This is a genomic window from Nocardia sp. NPDC057272 (genome assembly GCF_042668615.1).
Taxonomy (GTDB): Bacteria; Actinomycetota; Actinomycetes; order Mycobacteriales; family Mycobacteriaceae; genus Nocardia.
On the sequence record NZ_JBHUYK010000027.1, the window covers coordinates 1 to 16,071 of the forward strand.

A 16,071-nucleotide genomic window follows, 5' to 3' on the forward strand; every position below is an offset into this window, starting at 1 on the left:
CCGGCGGCGGGGGGGGGGGGGCGGCGCCGGCCTGTTTTGTTGGGGTGTGTTGGTTCCCCACTCACCAAAAACCCCCCCACCCCCCCCCCCCGGGACCGGCGGGGCCGCGAACTCGAGCACGCCAGTGCTCCAGTTACACAGCACATTTCCCGCAATCGCCCTACTCTGGATGACATGCGCAGGTCGTCATTGCCGCCGGTCGCATGCCGGGTCGCGGAAACTCTCATCGCCCGCGGGCACCACGGCGTCATCGTCTGCCCCGAGACGCCGGCTCCCACCGCGGCCGACGCCGCCCGCGCCATGGGCGCCCAGCCCACCGCGATCCTCACCGCCCAGGTCTTCCTCCTCGACGACGACCCCGTTCTGCTCCTGGTCGCCGGCCATCACCGCGTGGACCTCGTCCGCACCGGCAAACGCCTCGAGGGCACCCTCACCCCGGCCCCCACCGCCCTGGCCGAACGCATCACCGGCCAGCCCATCGACGGCACGGCTCCCCTCGGTCACCCCACCAACCTCCCCACCTGGGTGGACACCGCCCTCGCCGCCCACCCCGAAGTCTGGGCAGCGGGCGGCCACCCGAACACCGTGTTCCGCACCAACTTCCGCGAAATCGTCCGCATCACCGCGGGTCTGCCGATTGATATCGACTGAATTCGGGTGCCCTTCCCGACCGTGTGAGTTGGATCAAACGGACACAGCGAACATGAGGACGCACGCCGGACGGGCGTAAGTTGGGGGCGGTGGGCGATGTGCAACCTTCTGAGACCGGACTGGTCGTTCCCGATGATCTGAGCGGAATAACAGCTGAGCAGTACCGGGCCTCTATGCGGCACTATCCGGCCGGCGTCACGGTGGTGACGCTCGGAGCCGAGAGTGGACCGGTGGGGTTCACGGCCACCTCGTTCGCCTCCCTGTCGCTGGAACCGCCCCTGGTGTCGTTCAATATCGCGCACACCTCATCGAGCATCGACGCGTTGCGAGCCGCGGACTCGGTGGTGATCCATTTCCTGGGCGAACACCAACAACACCTGGCCCACCGCTTCTCGCGCACCGCCGCCGACCGCTTCACCGATCGCGCCCTCTGGACCACTCTCGACACCGGCGAACCGGTCCTGCACGGCACCCCCATCTGGCTGCGCACCACCCTCCACAAACTCATCGACCTCGGCGACCACACCCTCGCCGTAGGCCTGGTCACCCGAGTCCATGACCAAACCGAAGAGTCCCCCTCCGCGGCCCCGTTGCTCTACTACAACGGCAAATACCACCGCCCCACCGCCCTCGACACCTGATCAGAGCGTCTACGTAAGCCGGTGGACCACGTGCTACAGCTAGTGCTGGTCCGGTGAGCGAGGCATACGACTGGTCGTGGTTGCGCGCCGGTGTTCCGCGTATCGACCTTGACACGTATTCGGCGATGCCGGAAGACCTCTCCCGGGTGATCGAGGTCAAAGACGGCCTGCTGGTGCCTTGCGACTCACCATCGCCGAATCACATCGCCATCGCCGACGTGATCAAACAGTCCCTGCGGGAAGCGATCCGGAAACGTGCCGACGGGCAACCCTGTCTGAAGGCCGGCGGCGAACTGGACATGCTGGTCTCCGAGGTTCCGTTCAATTTCCGCCGCCCCGACGCCATCGTGTATCGGTGTATCGAAGACCCCCGCGACAAGTGGAAAACCAAGCCGACAGCAGGCGACACCTTGCTGTGGTCGAAGTGGTTTCACCAGCGACGGTTACCGCCGATTGTGTGGACAAACGTGCGGAATACGCACGCCTGGGCATCGAGCAGTACTGGATTGTCCGCATGGAGAACAACGACGGCCGCGTGAAATCCATCGAGATCCTCCGTCTCAATAGCGCAGGCGTCTACGTCTCCGCCGAAACCCGTTTCCGCTCCCACAATCCCCTCGCGATCGCCATCTCCGATCCGCTCGACGTCACCATCACCTGGGACGCCCTCGACGCGGACCTCGACTGATACCTGATCGGCCCCTATTCGCAGGCCACGCCATCCTTGTTCCGGTCGAGCTCTGGTCGGTAGCCGGGTTCACCGATGTGGATCGGGGCGGCACCGGCAGCCTTGGCTGCGTCACAGTTCTTGTAATAAGCGCTGGCGGGCGCGGGTGCTTCGGGCTCCGGCACGACTGCCACTCGTGGGGCGGGGAGGTCGACCGTCGTGGTCGGCACGGGGACGATGACCGGCGGCGCGATCGTGGTGGTCGGCGCGATGGGCGCCGGCGGGAGATCGATCGTGGTCGTCGGGGCGAGTGACAGGGCGGTGGATGCCGTGGTTGTCGGGGTCGCGGTGGTCGTCGACGGCTTTGTGGTGGTCGATGATTCGACGATGCGGGTGGTCGAGGTGGGTGATGTCCGCGCGGCCGGAGCAGGGTTGTCGTCACTGAGACCGGCGACGACCGAGAGACCGAGCACGCCGGCGACTCCGATCCCGGCCAGCAACGGCCAACGCCGTTTCTTTTCGGGCTGCCGGGGCGGACGAGCCCACGGGTCGGGCGGCTGAATCGGTCGAGTCACAGTGTCCCCTTTGATTATCGGACAATCTCGGGGGCTTCATCGCGACAGGTTCGACAGGCGTTACCCAGACAGAACGCATTCCAAACCTGGGATTTCCGAGAAGCGGTCCGGTCGGATTCTCTGGCGGATGCCGCTCAGCGGGGGAACGAATATCGGCCGCCGAGAGCAGGTCTCGACGGCCGACGTCCGGTGAATCTCGCCTGTGACGAGTTCAGCCGATCAGGCAGGGGGCGGCGCCTTCGGGGGAAGAGGCGCTGAGGGGACGGGTTTCGGGGGTCGGGTTCCAGTGGCCGTCGGTGGCGGCGTAGTTCCAGGTGGGACCGTGGCTGACCAGGGTTGCTACCGCGCTGATCAGGCGGTCTACGTCGGCGGCGGTGGTGCCGAGGCCGATGCTGGCTCGGAGGGCGGCGTCGAGGCCGAGGCTCGCGAGGAGGGGGTGCGCGCAGAAGCGGCCGTCGCGCACGCCGATGGCGTGCTCGGCGGAGAGGTACGCGGCGACTTTGCCGGGGGCGATATCGGCGATCGTGAAGGCGACGATGCCCACACAGTCGGGGCTGTCGGACCAGATACCGACCAGGTCGACGCCGGGGATCGCGGACAGGCCGTCACGCAGCCGGTCGGCCAGAAAGCGCTCGTGCGCGACGAGTTCGGTGGGGTCGATGGCGGCGAGCGCATCGCAGGCGGCGGCAATAGCGGCCGCGCCCAGGACGTTCGGCGAGCCGGCTTCGTGCCGCTGCGGCGCGCACGCCCATTCGACCTCTGTCACACCGACATTGCGCACCGCACCACCACCGGCCAGGTAGGGCCCACCCTCGTCCAGCCAGTCCCGCCGGCCGACGAGCACACCCGAACCGAACGGCGCGTACAGCTTGTGCCCGGAGAAGGCGAGGTAGTCGATCCCGGTCTCGCGCAGGGAGATCCGGCGATGCGGAGCCAGCTGAGCGGCGTCGACGAGGATGCGCGCACCACACAGATGGGCGATGGTCGCGAGCCGTTCCAGCGGCAGCACCTCACCGGTGACGTTGGACGCACCGGTCACCGCCAGCAGCGCGGCAGGCTTGCTGCACAGCTCGGCGACGACACGCTGAATCGTCTCCTCGACCGTGTCGGCGGCCCGCACGACGCGACGACCGTGCTTCGCCCACGGCAGGAAGTTGGCGTGGTGCTCGATATCGAGTACCACGGTCTCCCCCGGCACGCACCCGGCCAGCAGGTTCAGCGAATCGGTGGTGTTGCGCGTGAACACCACGACCTGGTCGTCGTCGGCGTCGAGGAACCGGGCAACGGACCCACGCGAAGCCTCGTAGCACTCGGTGGAGATCCGCGAGGCGTATCCCGCGCCCCGGTGCACGCTGGCGTAGAACGGCAGCAACTGCGAAATCCGGTCGGTGACCTGCTTCAACGCCGGCGCACTCGCCGCGTAGTCGAAGTTGGCGTAGGAGCTGGTACCGCCCTGAACGAGCGGAACCTGCAGGTCGGCACCGGAAACGGCGGCGATGGCACAGGTGGGGTCGATTACAGCAGTCATGACGAAATCCCGTCGGCTCAGGGACCCGCTCCTGAAGAGGTGGCCCGCGCTTGCCGCGCCCAATTCGGACGTCAGCCTGGTCGTCACCCGGAGCACCCCACCGCGGAGGAGGGTTGCCGACCAGCAAGCCGGGGCTGAACGCTGGTACTCGTGACCTGCAACGAGAGTGACAGACGACCACCGGACCTGTCAACCACCGATCGTCGGCGCGCTCCGAGTCGACCCCGACCACCCACGAGATCTCCCGGTTCGGCGCGGCGGCCGGGCCGTCGCGGCCGCAGCGGGAAATCGGTTGTCCACGTGCGCTTTCCCTTGTGATACTCCGGGGATGCCTGCCTTCGCCGATTTCGACCGGCGCAACTACCCCACCGTCGATGTCGCCACCGGTTACGACGGCTGGGCCGACACCTACGAGCGCACCGTGATGGACGAGATGGACGCGGCGCTGCTGGATCGGCTTCGTCGCCCGGATTGGGCGGGAGTGCGACAGGCGGTCGACCTGGGTTGCGGGACGGGGCGAACCGGCGCGTGGTTGCGCAGCCGCAGTAGCGCCGAGATCGACGGCGTCGATCTGAGCGCGGGCATGCTGGCCCGTGCCCGCGCCCGCGGTGTACACCGCACACTCACCAAGGCCGACGTGTGTGCCACCGAATTACCAAGCAGCACTTACGATCTCGTGATCTCCTCACTGATCGACGAACACCTGCCGGACCTGCGCCCGTTCTACACCGAGGCCGCGCGGCTGGCTGTCCCAGGAGCCACGTTCGCCCAGATCAGCTACCACCCACAGTTCATGATGGTCACCGGAATGCCGACGCACTACACCCCCGCTGGGGGCGATCCGATCGCGATCAGCACCCACCTGCACCTGCTGAGCGAGCACATCACCGCGGGCACCGACGCGGGCTGGGTCCTCGCCGAAGCGGCCGAGGCCCTGGTCGACGACGCCTGGCTCGCGGCGAAACCCAAGTGGGCCGACCTGCGCGGCCACCCGTTCACCATGGCGCTGGTCTGGACGCTCGGCACCGCGTAGGCGCCGCGCCGCACGCTTCGAGGCACGCCCGAAGCGAAGGGAATCGCCCATGAGGGGACGTGGCGGAACTAGCATCCGACGAAGGGAATCGCTGCGCTGAGGGCTCGGCAGATCAATGTGGCGCTGCGGGTGGGGTCCGATGTCAAACCGGTACACAAGGGGTGAACTTTGCCCGTGATGGACGCCGTACGATCGAGTGAAGCGAAAATAGTCCACGTAGTTGATCGGAAGAAGACCATGTCACACGCCTTGAGCTCCACTTCGGCGGACGTGAGCGCCGATCTACCCGACGAATTCGTCCACCTGGCCAGGTTGGCGCTCGCCGGGCGCGAGCAGGATGTCGCAATGTTCGTGCGCCGGGCCGCGCGCCGCCACCGGCATGCCAGTCCCGAACTGGCCGATGCGCTGATCGCGCTGCTGCGCCAGAACCCCACGCGCGCCAATCCCCTACGCGCGGAGGTGGATACGCCGATTCCGGTCGACGGCGACAGCCGGCTGCCGCTGCTGCGGGTGATCCCGCCCGGCTCCACCGCCGAAGTGCCGATCCTGGCCGCCGAAACCTACGACGTGCTCACCCAGATCGTCGACGAACGCAAGCAGGCCGACCGGCTGGCCGCCGCCGATCTGAGCCCGGCCCGCAGCTTGCTGTTCGTCGGTCCGCCCGGCGTCGGCAAGACGATGGCCGCGGCCTGGCTGGCCCACCAACTGTCGCTGCCGCTGGTGGTTCTGGACTTGGCGACCATCATGAGCAGCCTGCTCGGCAAGACCGGCACCAACCTGCGCCATGCCATCGACTACGCCAAGCAGCGGCCGTGCGTTCTGCTGCTCGACGAGCTCGACGCCATCGCCAAGCGTCGCGACGACGATCGCGACGTGGGCGAGTTGAAGCGACTGGTGACGGTGCTGCTCCAGCAGATCGACGACTGGCCGACCGGCGGGGGCCTGGTCATCGGCGCGACCAACCACGCCGATCTGCTGGATCCGGCCGCGTGGCGGCGCTTCGATGTGAGCGTGGAGTTCGCGCTGCCCGAGGCCGAGCAACGCTGCGAGGCGATTCGCCGGTTCGCCGGGCAGCCACTGCCCGACGGCGCGGTGGACGCGGTCGCGCTGGCGTCGAAGGGCTTGTCGTTCAACGATATCGAGCGCGCGATGCTGCGATTGCGCAGGCGTTGCGTGCTCGAGGACCAGCTACTGCCCGGGCTGATGGCCGAGCATTCCGCGCGACTGGCAGCTGAACTTCCCAAAACGGATCGGTTACGGCTGGCACAGACGCTGACAGGCGTGTCAGGCTTGTCTCAGCGCCAGATCAGCGCGCTGACGGGGGTGTCGCGCGACACCATTCGTGGTTTCACGCATCGACGGGAATAACGTGGCAGCTGGGGGGATTCACCGGTGGCGGGACCGCGATTTCTGATCGGCTTCGGTGAGCGACTCACCGCGCCCATCTCCCCCAGCAGATCGGGCGGCTCGCCGCAGCCCCCGTACACGGTGGCGCAGGCGCGAGCCCGACTCGCGCCGATGCTGAGCGCGGCCACGTCGAGTGCGGACGCGTTGCCGAAGACGGCCTGCCCGGAGGACGAGACGGTCACGGCGGTCACCCTGCATCCGCAGTACCTGTCCAAAAGTGGTTATCCCACAAGACTTCTCACATCGATGCAGTTGGATCCGCTGGGCAGCAGGCCGGTGGCGATCGCGCCGGAGCACGGCAAACCGCGGGCGAGCACCCTGCTGTTCCTGGCGACGACCCGCGTCAATCTGCAGTTGCTCACCGAGCGGATCACTGCCGACGCACCGCTGGGCGGCGCCGAGATCGGTATCGTCAGCCTGGCGGAATTCCGGCTCAACAACGCCGCCGACAGGCTCAGGCTCGCAGCGGAACCGCGTAATTCGGAGACCGTCGCCGAATTGGTGCTGCACTCCGGTCGCGACATCGCCCTGCAGGGTCTGCTCGACTTCTCCCGCGATCTCGATCTCGACGTGGCCATCGACCGCCGACTCGACAACGGTGGTCTGGCCTTCGTCCCCGTCACCGGAACCCACGCCGCCATCGCCGCACTCGCCGGCTACTCGTTCACCAGGGTGATCCGCCGCATGCCGCGCATGCGCACCCAGCTCGGGCGCGACACCACCACCAGGACAGCGCTTTCGACGTTCCGCCCGGCCTTGCCGACGACCGAGCCGACCGACCGGGAACTCACCATCGCGGTCTTCGACGGTGGCATCCCCGCACGCACCCCGCTGACCCGCTGGGTCGACGCCCACGCCTTCGCCGACAGCGCCGCGCCGCAGCGCACCTATCTCGACCACGGCCACCGCGTCACCTCGGCGCTGCTGTTCGGCAGCGTCGACCCCGTCCAGCCGGTCCCGGTCCCCTACGGCTACATCGACCACTATCAGGTGCTCGACGAGGACACCGACGACGACCAGTGCGAGCTGTACTCGGCCATCGAGCGCATCGATACCGTGCTGCGCCAACGCAAATACGAGTTCGTCAATGTCAGCATCGGCCCCGAACTCCCCATCGAGGACGACGAAGTGCACGCCTGGACCGCGTTCTGGGACGACTACCTCAGCGACGGCACCACGCTGGCCACCATCGCGGTCGGCAACAACGGCGAGGCCGACAGACCGAGTGGCAATGCGCGCGTCCAGGTTCCGGCCGACAGCGTCAACGCGCTCGCGGTCGGTTCATCGGATCGGGTGGGAGCGCAATGGAACCGTGCGCCGTACTCCGCGATCGGGCCGGGCCGCTCCCCCGGCACCGTGAAGCCCGACCTGCTCGCCTTCGGCGGCAGCGATCACGAACCGTTCCACGTCGTCGGACCGGACGGCACCGCAGTTCCCGACTCCGGCACCAGCTTCGCCGCCCCGATGGCCCTGCGCGCCGCACTGGGCGCCCGCACCCTGTTCGGCCCGAAACTCGGTGCGCTCGACCTGAAGGCCCTGCTCGTGCACACTGCCGAAAGACGCACCAGTTCACCGGATTCCGACTCAGGACACGGCCGTATCGCCGCCACCCTGGCCGACATGGTTCTGTGCGGCGACGGCGAAGCCAGAGTGCTCTACCAGGGTGAACTCACCCCCGCGAAATACCTGCGCGCCCGGATTCCGCTGCCCGCGGCGCTGCCCGCCGGCATGGTCCGCATTCGAGCGACTCTGGTCTTCGCTACCCCGGTCGACCCCGCCGACCCCGGCAGCTACACCCGCAGCGGCCTCGACGTCACGTTCCGTCCGCATGACGAGCGGTTCGCCGAACCGACCAGAATCCACCCGGATTCGGCCCCGTTCTTCCGCGCGACCGAACTCGACCCCGAGGCCGTGCTGCGCCGTGACTCGCACAAGTGGGACACCGTCCTGCATGCCGAGCGGAGCAAGCGCGTCAACAGCCTGCGCAACCCGGTCTTCGACATCCACCACACCGCCAGGGAATCCGGCCATCCCACCGTCAACGCACAGCCGATCCGCTACTCGATGGTGATCACAGTGCGCCACGCCAAGGTCGACGACCTGTACGAGCGGGTGCTCAGCGCCTATGTCACCCAGCTCGAAGCGCTTCGCCCGACGATCGAGATCCCACTCGATGTCTGAGTTCCCAGCGGAGATCTTCGTCGACCCGATCGCGGCGCGGCGGCTGAGTTGTCAGAGCGTTTACCGGCTGCAGCACCTGGGCGCGCGGCTGTTTCCGTGGCAGGAGGAGACGTTCACCGAGATCCTGCTCGGCCATCTCACCGGGGTGGACTACCGCATCGACGCGCCGTGCCCCGATTGCGTGCCGCCGCGGGGGTGCACGTCGTGGGGGTCGGCGACGCAGGCGGCGGGATCGGGCGGGCTCCGGCTGCTGACCCGACCGGAGGAGGGCGGTAACCGGGCCCGTGGCAGGCGCGGAGTCGGTGCGGATTTCATCTACAGCGTGCAGGACCCTTCGGGTGCAGGCGAAGTGCGGTTACTCATCCAGGCCAAGCGGGCCAGACAGGGTGAACCGATCAAATCGGCTGCTCTGCCCTCCGCGCAGCGAGCCGATCTACAGGACGCCGCAGAGCATTTCGGCGCCACCGCGTACTACCTGTTCTACGCCGAGTCCGAGTCGGCGCACGTCGGTCACCTCACCCGCTGCGCCGAGCACACCAGCCCGTCGGATACCTCGATCGTGATCGTCCCCGCACAAGTCCTCACCCGCGCGTTCGACGAGGAGAAGCGGGGTTCGATCGCGGCGGATCTCGTCTTCGCACTCGGCCGCACCCTGCTGTGCCTGGACGGTTGCGCCCCCGCACCGGGCCTGTCGGCCTTCGATCGCGTTCTCGGCTTCGTCCGCGAGGACAATCCCGGCTACCAGCCCGTGGACCCGGCAACGCGACTGCCCGGCACGCCGGCCGTCACCGTCATCGGCACACGCGCCAAACCGCCCCGGCGGCCGCCGTCACGGCGCGTGACCCGCGCGGGCCACCAGGTCGGCGACGGCGAGATCCTGTGGGTCGACCTGAGCGCCGCCGACCGTTGGGCACAGGCGGGCAGCTCCTCGCCCATGACGGAGCGCAGCTGGTACGACGGCGTCGATGCCGATCGATTGCGCGAGCGAACCAGCAAGTACTGGCGACTCGCGCTGCACCGGGCTGTCGCGGTGCGGTACGTCGCGGCCTGGGCCGAAGGTGAAGTTCGCGCGGTCTACCGCGTCCTCGACGATTCCCTGGTCATCCACCACGACCACGGCGGCAAGATCTCGTTCGAGCTCGCCGATCTCGATCCCACCTCGAGCATCCACGCTCAGGTCAGGCGCCGCGCCGAGACCTATCAGTCCGCGCGCTCGCCACGCGCACGCAACGTGGTCGGCTACCCCTGACCGATTGCCCCGAGTTGCCTGATCACACCCAGTTTCCAACCATCCATGCGCCCCATGATGGATACCCAAGATGATTGGGCAACTCCACTATTTGCTAGAGTTCCCTCTCATGTCCACGAACACGAACTCCGTCCGCGGCCTGCCGCGCTACCCGGTGTACGCGCTCGGACGGCTCACCAAGGCGCTGCACGCCGAGATCGGCTTCCCGTTGCGCGATCACTGGGTGCTCACCTTCATCGAGGAAAACGCCGACCTGACGCAGAAGAAGGTGGGCGATGCGCTCGGTATCGACCGCAGTGAAGTCGTCCGCCTCATCGACGCGCTGGAACGCGCCGACCTGGTAGAGCGCACCCGCGACGGCAAGGATCGCCGCAAATACCGGCTGCGGATCACCGAGGCCGGGCGCAAACAGTGCAAACGCACCGACAAGCTGATCGCCGAGGCCACCGCCCGCGTGCTGAGCAACCTGGACGAAGACGAACAGCGGACGCTGCACCGGCTGACGGTCACCGCCCTCGGCGAACTGCCGGAATCACCTTCGTGAACAGCGCCGACGGCACGCCTTTCGCTGCCGTCCGGCAACACCCGCACCGAGTACCGTTGGCATCTGGTGACCATCCTGTTTGCCCTCCGGTAACCCGCTCATGAAACAACAGACACCACCGATGGGGGTCAACCGATGAGAGGTGGACTGAGCACGATGCTCGAGCCACACACTGAGGTACCGGCGGTCCTGCGCGACCCGCTGTTGCGCGCGGATCTCGCCGCGCCGCCGCGCACCCTGGTCGACATCCTGACCAGCACCGCCGTGGCACACCCGGACGCACCGGCCATCGACGACGGCACCGTTGTGCTCAGCTACATGGAACTGATCGCCACGATCGAGGCCAGGATGGCCGAGCTCACCGAGGCGGGCGTGCGACCGGGCGACCGCGTCGGCGTGCGGATGCCCTCGGGCTCCGCCGCGCTGTACGTGACGATTCTGGCCGTGCTCTACTGCGGCGCCGCCTACGTACCCGTCGACGCCGACGACCCGGAGGAGCGAGCCAAGCTCGTCTTCGGCGAGGCGAGGGTGAGCGCGATCGCCACCGGCGACGGCATCGAGTCGGCCACCACCGCCACCGGCGACCACGACTGGAACACCCTGCCCACCCCCGCCGACGACGCGTGGATCATCTTCACCTCCGGCTCCACCGGCACCCCGAAAGGTGTTGCGGTAACCCATCGCAACGCCGCCGCCTTCGTCGACGCCGAGGCCCGGCTCTTCCTGCGCAAGGCCCCGATCGGCCCCGGCGACCGGGTCCTGGCAGGCCTGTCGGTGGCCTTCGACGCCTCCTGCGAGGAAATGTGGCTGGCCTGGCGCAACGGCGCCTGCCTGGTCCCCGCGCCGCGCGATCTGGTGCGCACCGGCGCCGACCTCGGCCCGTGGCTGATGCGCCGCGAGATCAGCATCGTCTCCACGGTGCCGACGCTGGCCGCGACCTGGCCTGCCCAAGCGCTGGAATCGGTGCGACTGCTGATCTTCGGCGGCGAAGCGGTACCTCCGGAGCTGGCCGAACGGCTGACCGGCGCCGACCGCGAAGTGTGGAACACCTACGGGCCCACCGAGGCGACCGTGGTCGCCTGTGCCGCGCTGCTCACCGGCGAGATGCCCGTCCGGATCGGCCTGCCGCTCGACGGCTGGGACCTCACCGTCGTCGACCCGCAGGGCAACCCGGTGGGCGAAGGCGAAACCGGTGAACTGGTGATCGGTGGCGTCGGACTGGCCCGCTACCTCGATCCGGCCAAGGACGCCGAGAAGTACGCGCCGCTGCCCTCCCTCGGGTGGGAACGCGCCTATCGCAGTGGGGATTTGGTACGCAACGACCGCGAGGGCCTGATCTTCCTCGGCCGCGCCGACGACCAGATCAAGATCGGTGGCCGCCGCATCGAACTCGGCGAGCTCGACAACGCGCTCCAGCATCTGCCGGGTGTCAGCGGCGCGGCTGCCGCGATCCGAACCACCAAGGCCGGCAACAAGATTCTCGTCGGCTATCTCACCGGCGCCGGTCCTGATTTCGATGTGAAGAAGGCCAGGGAGATTCTGGCCGAACAACTTCCGGCTCCGCTCGTGCCGCGACTGGCGGTCGTCGCCGACCTGCCGACCCGCACCTCCGGCAAGGTCGACCGCGACGCACTGCCATGGCCGCTGCCTTCGGCCGACGAACCCGAGACGGGACTGTCCGGCACCGCGGCGTGGGTGGCGAACCTGTGGGACGCGATCCTCGGCGCCCAGCCCACCGATCTCGACGCGGAATTCTTCGATCTCGGCGGCGGCTCGTTGTCGGCGGCGCAGCTCGTCGGCGCGTTGCGTGAGCGGTACCCGCATGTCACGGTCGCCGATCTCTACGACCACCCGCGGCTCGGTTCGCTGGTCGAACTGCTCGACGGCAGCGCGCCGGTCGCGGCCGTCGACGTGCGCGTCGTGAAGCCGACGCCGGTGCGCGCCCAGATCACCCAGGTGCTGGCCACGATTCCGCTGACCACCCTCACCGGGTTGCAGTGGGTCACGTGGCTGACCGTGGTCTCGGGCATCGCGGGCTGGTCGGGTTCGCTGCCGTGGCTGCCACGGCTGTCCTGGTGGTGGATTCTGCTGGCGTTCGTGCTGTTCATCTCGCCGATCGGCCGGATGACGATCTGCGTGGCGGGCGCCCGAATTCTGCTCGCCGGACTTCGGCCCGGGTCCTACCCCCGCGGCTCGGCCGTGCACTTACGTTTGTGGGCCGCCGTACGCCTGTCCGAGGCCAGTGGCGCCGAAAGCCTGTCCGGCGCACCGCTGATGGTTCCGTTCGCTCGCGCGCTCGGCGCCAAGATCGGCAAGGGCGTCGACCTGCACAGCCTGCCGCCGGTCACCGGCATGCTCGAACTCGGCGACGGCGCCAGCGTCGAACCCGAGGTCGACCTGTCCGGCTACTGGGTCGACGGCGACATCGTGCACATCGGCGGTATCACCATCGGTGACGGTGCGGTGATCGGCGCCCGCTCGATCCTGCTGCCCGGCACCAAGATCGGCAAGAAAGCCGAGATCGCGCCCGGCTCCGCCGTCTCGGGCAAGGTCAAGGGCGAACAGGAATGGGCGGGTTCGCCCGCCACCAAGACCGGGAAGGCACCACGCCGCTGGCCCGACCACTCCCCGGAACGTGCCAGGCACTGGCTGATCGTGTTCGGCCTGTCGTCGATGGTGCTGGCCGCGATGCCCGTGTTCGGCCTCGCGGTGGGCGGCACCTTCATCGCCTGGTGGGTCCGCGAGGAGACCACCATCGGCGCCGCCGCCCTGCGCGGCTTCGCCATCCTGCCGCTGGCCACCCTGCTCAGCCTCGGCGTGTACGCCGTGGCGACCGTGCTCGCGGTGCGTCTGCTCAGCATCGGTCTGCGCGAGGGCTACCACCCCGTGCGCAGCCGGACCGGCTGGCAGGTGTGGGCCACCGAACGCCTGCTCGATTCCGCCCGCACGTTCCTGTTCCCGCTCTACGCCAGCCTGCTCACGCCGATCTGGCTGCGCCTACTCGGCGCGAAGATCGGCAAGAACGTCGAGGCGTCGACCGTGCTGATGCTGCCCAAGTTCACCGTGATCTCCGACGGCGCTTTCCTGGCCGACGACACCATGATCGGTAGCTACGAACTCGGCGGCGGCTGGCTGCGCATCGGCGAATCCAAGGTCGGCAAGCGCGCCTTTCTCGGCAATTCGGGGATGACCGCGCCCGGTCGGCGCGTGCCCAAGAACGGTCTGGTCGCGGTGCTCTCGGCCGCACCGAACAAGGCCAAGGCAGGCTCGTCCTGGCTGGGCAGCCCGCCGGTGCGGCTTCGTCGCGCGACCGAATCCAGCGACACCTCGCGCACGTTCGATCCGCCACTGCGGCTCAAGCTGGCCCGTGCCTTCGTGGAGACCTGCCGGTTGATCCCGGTGATGGTGACCTTCGCCATCGGCCTCAGCGTGCTGCTCGTGCTCGCGTTGATCGCTCAGCACACCGATTATCTTGTCGCAGCGCTTGTCTCAGGTCTGGTACTGATGGCCGCGGGCGCGGTCGCCGGTGCCATCGCGGTGGCCGCCAAGTGGTTGATTGTCGGGCGGATCCGCGCGGTGGAGTACCCGCTGTGGAGCTCGTTCGTGTGGCGCAACGAGGTCTCCGACGCCTTCGTCGAGACCGTCGCGGCGCCGTGGTTCGCGCGGGCCGCCACGGGTACTCCCGTCATGAATCTGTGGCTTCGCGGACTCGGTGCCAAGATCGGCCGCGGGGTATGGTGCGAGTCCTACTGGCTACCGGAGGCGGACCTGGTGACACTCGGTGACGGCGCGACCGTGGAGCGCGGCTGCGTGGTGCAAACACACCTGTTCCACGACCGCATCATGTCCATGGACACGGTGACACTCGACGCGGGCGCCACCCTCGGCCCGCACTGCGTCGCCCTGCCCGCCGCCCACATCGGGGCGGGCGCCACCATCGGCCCGGCGTCGCTCGTCATGCGCGGCGACGTGGTTCCGCCGTCGACTCGCTGGTGGGGCAATCCCATCACGCACTGGACCGATCCCGCCTCGACGCGGGAGTCGAGGCAGCGCGGAGCCGCCTGATGCGGAGCAAGTTCTACGAGGACCCCATCGACGCGTACCTGCCGCAGAATGGCAATCGCGGCTACCGTGTGTCGCGCTACGAGCTGGAACTGAGCTACCGACCCGCCAGCAACCGGCTCGCCGGGCGTGCGGTGATCATCGCGGTCACCACCACGGTGCGGCCGTGGTTCACCCTCGACCTGTCGCAGGCATTGATGGTGTCGAAGGTTCTCGTCAACGGATCGAAGGCGGTGAAATTCGTCCATCAGCAGGGCAAGCTCGCGCTCACGCCGCAGCAGAAGATCCCCGCCGGTGGCGTTCTCGAGATCACCGTCCACTACTCGGGCACCCCCAAGCCGGTGCGCGGCCCATGGGGCGAGGTCGGCTGGGAAGAACTCACCGAGGGCGCGCTGGTCGCGAGCCAGCCCAACGGCGCCGCGTCCTGGTTCCCGTGCGACGACCACCCGAGTTCCAAAGCTTCCTACCGGATTTCGATCACCACCGACAGCCCGTTCTACGCGCTGGCCAACGGCACCCTGGTCGGCAAGCAGGCCAAGGCCAGCCAGACCACCTGGGTGTACGAGATGGCCGAGCCGATGGCGAGCTATCTGGCGACGATCCAGATCGGCACCTACCGCAAGTACCGGGTCGGCGCCGTCGGTGAACCGGTACCGATGCACGCGGTCATCCCGCCGCGGTTGCGGGCGAGCTTCGAACACGACTTCGCGCGTCAGCCCGAGATGATGGCCTTGTTCACCGAGCGGTTCGGGCCGTACCCGTTCGACGACTACTCCGTGGTCGTCACCGACGACGAGCTCGACATCCCGATCGAGGCGCAGGGCATCTCGATCTTCGGCGCCAACCATTGCGATGGCAAGCGCGGCGCGGAACGTCTTGTCGCACACGAACTCGCGCATCAATGGTTCGGCAACAGCCTCACACTGAAGCGGTGGCAGGACATCTGGCTGCACGAAGGTTTCGCCTGTTACGCGGAATGGATCTGGTCCGAAGCGTCCGGTGGGCCGACCGCCGATCAGCTGGCGCGGGCGGCGCGCGCGAACCTGGCGCGTCAGCCGCAGGACATCATCGTCGGCGATCCCGGACCCAAGGACATGTTCGACGACCGGGTCTACAAGCGCGGGGCGCTCACCCTGCACGCGCTGCGGCTGGAACTGCGCGATCACCTGTTCTTCGAACTGATCAGAGAGTGGACCGCGCGGTACCGGCACTCCTCTATCACTACGGAGGAATTCGTCGACCTGGCCGGTCACTACAGTGTGGCGCCGTTGCGCGGCCTGTTCGCGATCTGGCTCGGGACCAAGCCGCTGCCGCAATTACCGCCGCTGGGCGGGCAGGCGCATCAGAACACCAGATAACGCTGGGCCAATTCCTCGATGAGCGGATCGTCGGCCTGCACCATCTCGAGCGCCTCGAGATCGTCGGCCACCGAGATGGCCCTGGCGTCGTCCTGCTCGGGGTCGGGTCCGTCCTGGGCGAGCTGACGCTGCAACTTCTGCCGGACTCTGTCTTTCAGTGAATCGCCCATACCTC

At 68.1% G+C, this 16,071-nt stretch carries 13 protein-coding genes and 1 riboswitch; of the genes, 10 read left to right on the plus strand and 3 right to left on the minus strand.

The annotated features are described in order from the left end of the window. The first annotated feature begins 174 nt into the window (after nt 1-174). The 3 genes from ACFULV_RS27920 (at nt 175) to ACFULV_RS27930 (ending at nt 1,980) form a co-directional block, all read left to right on the plus strand. Nucleotides 175-651, plus strand: coding sequence for a YbaK/EbsC family protein (locus ACFULV_RS27920; protein ID WP_378661745.1), 477 nt, complete (start codon nt 175-177; stop codon nt 649-651). Nucleotides 652-824: 173 nt separating this feature from the next. Next, entirely contained in the window at nt 825-1,292 is a 468-nt protein-coding gene (locus tag ACFULV_RS27925) for a flavin reductase family protein (RefSeq protein WP_378638843.1), read from the plus strand. Between the two features lie 379 nt (nt 1,293-1,671). Next, nucleotides 1,672-1,980, plus strand: a complete 309-nt coding sequence (locus ACFULV_RS27930) for a Uma2 family endonuclease (protein ID WP_378661748.1) — start codon at nt 1,672-1,674, stop codon at nt 1,978-1,980. A gap of 14 nt (nt 1,981-1,994) precedes the next feature. Here ACFULV_RS27930 and ACFULV_RS27935 read toward each other — a convergent pair whose 3' ends face one another. Continuing rightward, on the minus strand, nt 1,995-2,534 hold the full coding sequence (locus ACFULV_RS27935; RefSeq protein ID WP_378661751.1) for an excalibur calcium-binding domain-containing protein: 540 nt from the start codon (nt 2,532-2,534) through the stop codon (nt 1,995-1,997). 211 nt (nt 2,535-2,745) lie between these two features. Then, on the minus strand, nt 2,746-4,062 hold the full coding sequence (locus tag ACFULV_RS27940) for an aminotransferase class V-fold PLP-dependent enzyme (RefSeq protein WP_378661754.1): 1,317 nt from the start codon (nt 4,060-4,062) through the stop codon (nt 2,746-2,748). Nucleotides 4,063-4,103: 41 nt separating this feature from the next. Beyond that, a riboswitch (SAM riboswitch) is annotated at nt 4,104-4,218 on the minus strand. A gap of 172 nt (nt 4,219-4,390) precedes the next feature. On the opposite strand from ACFULV_RS27940, the gene ACFULV_RS27945 reads away from it, so the two are divergent. The 7 genes from ACFULV_RS27945 to ACFULV_RS27975 all read left to right on the plus strand — a co-directional run bounded on the left by ACFULV_RS27945 (nt 4,391) and on the right by ACFULV_RS27975 (nt 15,896). After that, nucleotides 4,391-5,095, plus strand: coding sequence for a class I SAM-dependent DNA methyltransferase (locus tag ACFULV_RS27945; RefSeq protein ID WP_378661757.1), 705 nt, complete (start codon nt 4,391-4,393; stop codon nt 5,093-5,095). A 237-nt stretch (nt 5,096-5,332) separates the two neighbouring features. Further along, nucleotides 5,333-6,463 (plus strand): AAA family ATPase, encoded by a 1,131-nt coding sequence (locus ACFULV_RS27950; RefSeq protein WP_378661760.1) that lies wholly within the window; start codon nt 5,333-5,335, stop codon nt 6,461-6,463. 24 nt (nt 6,464-6,487) lie between these two features. Continuing rightward, on the plus strand, nt 6,488-8,683 hold the full coding sequence (locus ACFULV_RS27955) for a S8 family peptidase (protein ID WP_378661763.1): 2,196 nt from the start codon (nt 6,488-6,490) through the stop codon (nt 8,681-8,683). After that, a complete protein-coding gene (locus ACFULV_RS27960) occupies nt 8,676-9,932 on the plus strand; it encodes a hypothetical protein (protein ID WP_378661765.1) in 1,257 nt (418 codons plus the stop codon). The genes ACFULV_RS27955 and ACFULV_RS27960 overlap by 8 nt, the downstream gene beginning before the upstream one ends. A gap of 109 nt (nt 9,933-10,041) precedes the next feature. Next, on the plus strand, nt 10,042-10,476 hold the full coding sequence (locus ACFULV_RS27965) for a MarR family winged helix-turn-helix transcriptional regulator (RefSeq protein ID WP_378661767.1): 435 nt from the start codon (nt 10,042-10,044) through the stop codon (nt 10,474-10,476). Nucleotides 10,477-10,632: 156 nt separating this feature from the next. Further along, nucleotides 10,633-14,541: a Pls/PosA family non-ribosomal peptide synthetase gene (locus ACFULV_RS27970; protein WP_378661770.1), complete on the plus strand. Its 3,909-nt coding sequence runs from the start codon at nt 10,633-10,635 to the stop codon at nt 14,539-14,541. Further along, entirely contained in the window at nt 14,541-15,896 is a 1,356-nt protein-coding gene (locus tag ACFULV_RS27975; protein WP_378661773.1) for a M1 family metallopeptidase, read from the plus strand. The genes ACFULV_RS27970 and ACFULV_RS27975 overlap by 1 nt, the downstream gene beginning before the upstream one ends. Here the strand turns inward: ACFULV_RS27975 and ACFULV_RS27980 are convergent. Next, entirely contained in the window at nt 15,881-16,066 is a 186-nt protein-coding gene (locus ACFULV_RS27980) for a hypothetical protein (protein WP_378638815.1), read from the minus strand. The two genes, ACFULV_RS27975 and ACFULV_RS27980, sit on opposite strands and share 16 nt — an antisense overlap. Between the last annotated feature and the right edge of the window lie 5 nt (nt 16,067-16,071).

Coding starts and splice junctions, on each gene's coding strand:
- ACFULV_RS27960 (WP_378661765.1), top strand. CDS start 8,676: ATGTCTGAGTTCCCAGCGGAGATCTTCGTCGACCCGATCGCGGCGCGG.
- ACFULV_RS27980 (WP_378638815.1), bottom strand. CDS start 16,066: ATGGGCGATTCACTGAAAGACAGAGTCCGGCAGAAGTTGCAGCGTCAG.
- ACFULV_RS27945 (WP_378661757.1), top strand. CDS start 4,391: ATGCCTGCCTTCGCCGATTTCGACCGGCGCAACTACCCCACCGTCGAT.
- ACFULV_RS27970 (WP_378661770.1), top strand. CDS start 10,633: ATGCTCGAGCCACACACTGAGGTACCGGCGGTCCTGCGCGACCCGCTG.
- ACFULV_RS27925 (WP_378638843.1), top strand. CDS start 825: ATGCGGCACTATCCGGCCGGCGTCACGGTGGTGACGCTCGGAGCCGAG.
- ACFULV_RS27950 (WP_378661760.1), top strand. CDS start 5,333: ATGTCACACGCCTTGAGCTCCACTTCGGCGGACGTGAGCGCCGATCTA.
- ACFULV_RS27940 (WP_378661754.1), bottom strand. CDS start 4,062: ATGACTGCTGTAATCGACCCCACCTGTGCCATCGCCGCCGTTTCCGGT.
- ACFULV_RS27975 (WP_378661773.1), top strand. CDS start 14,541: ATGCGGAGCAAGTTCTACGAGGACCCCATCGACGCGTACCTGCCGCAG.
- ACFULV_RS27920 (WP_378661745.1), top strand. CDS start 175: ATGCGCAGGTCGTCATTGCCGCCGGTCGCATGCCGGGTCGCGGAAACT.
- ACFULV_RS27965 (WP_378661767.1), top strand. CDS start 10,042: ATGTCCACGAACACGAACTCCGTCCGCGGCCTGCCGCGCTACCCGGTG.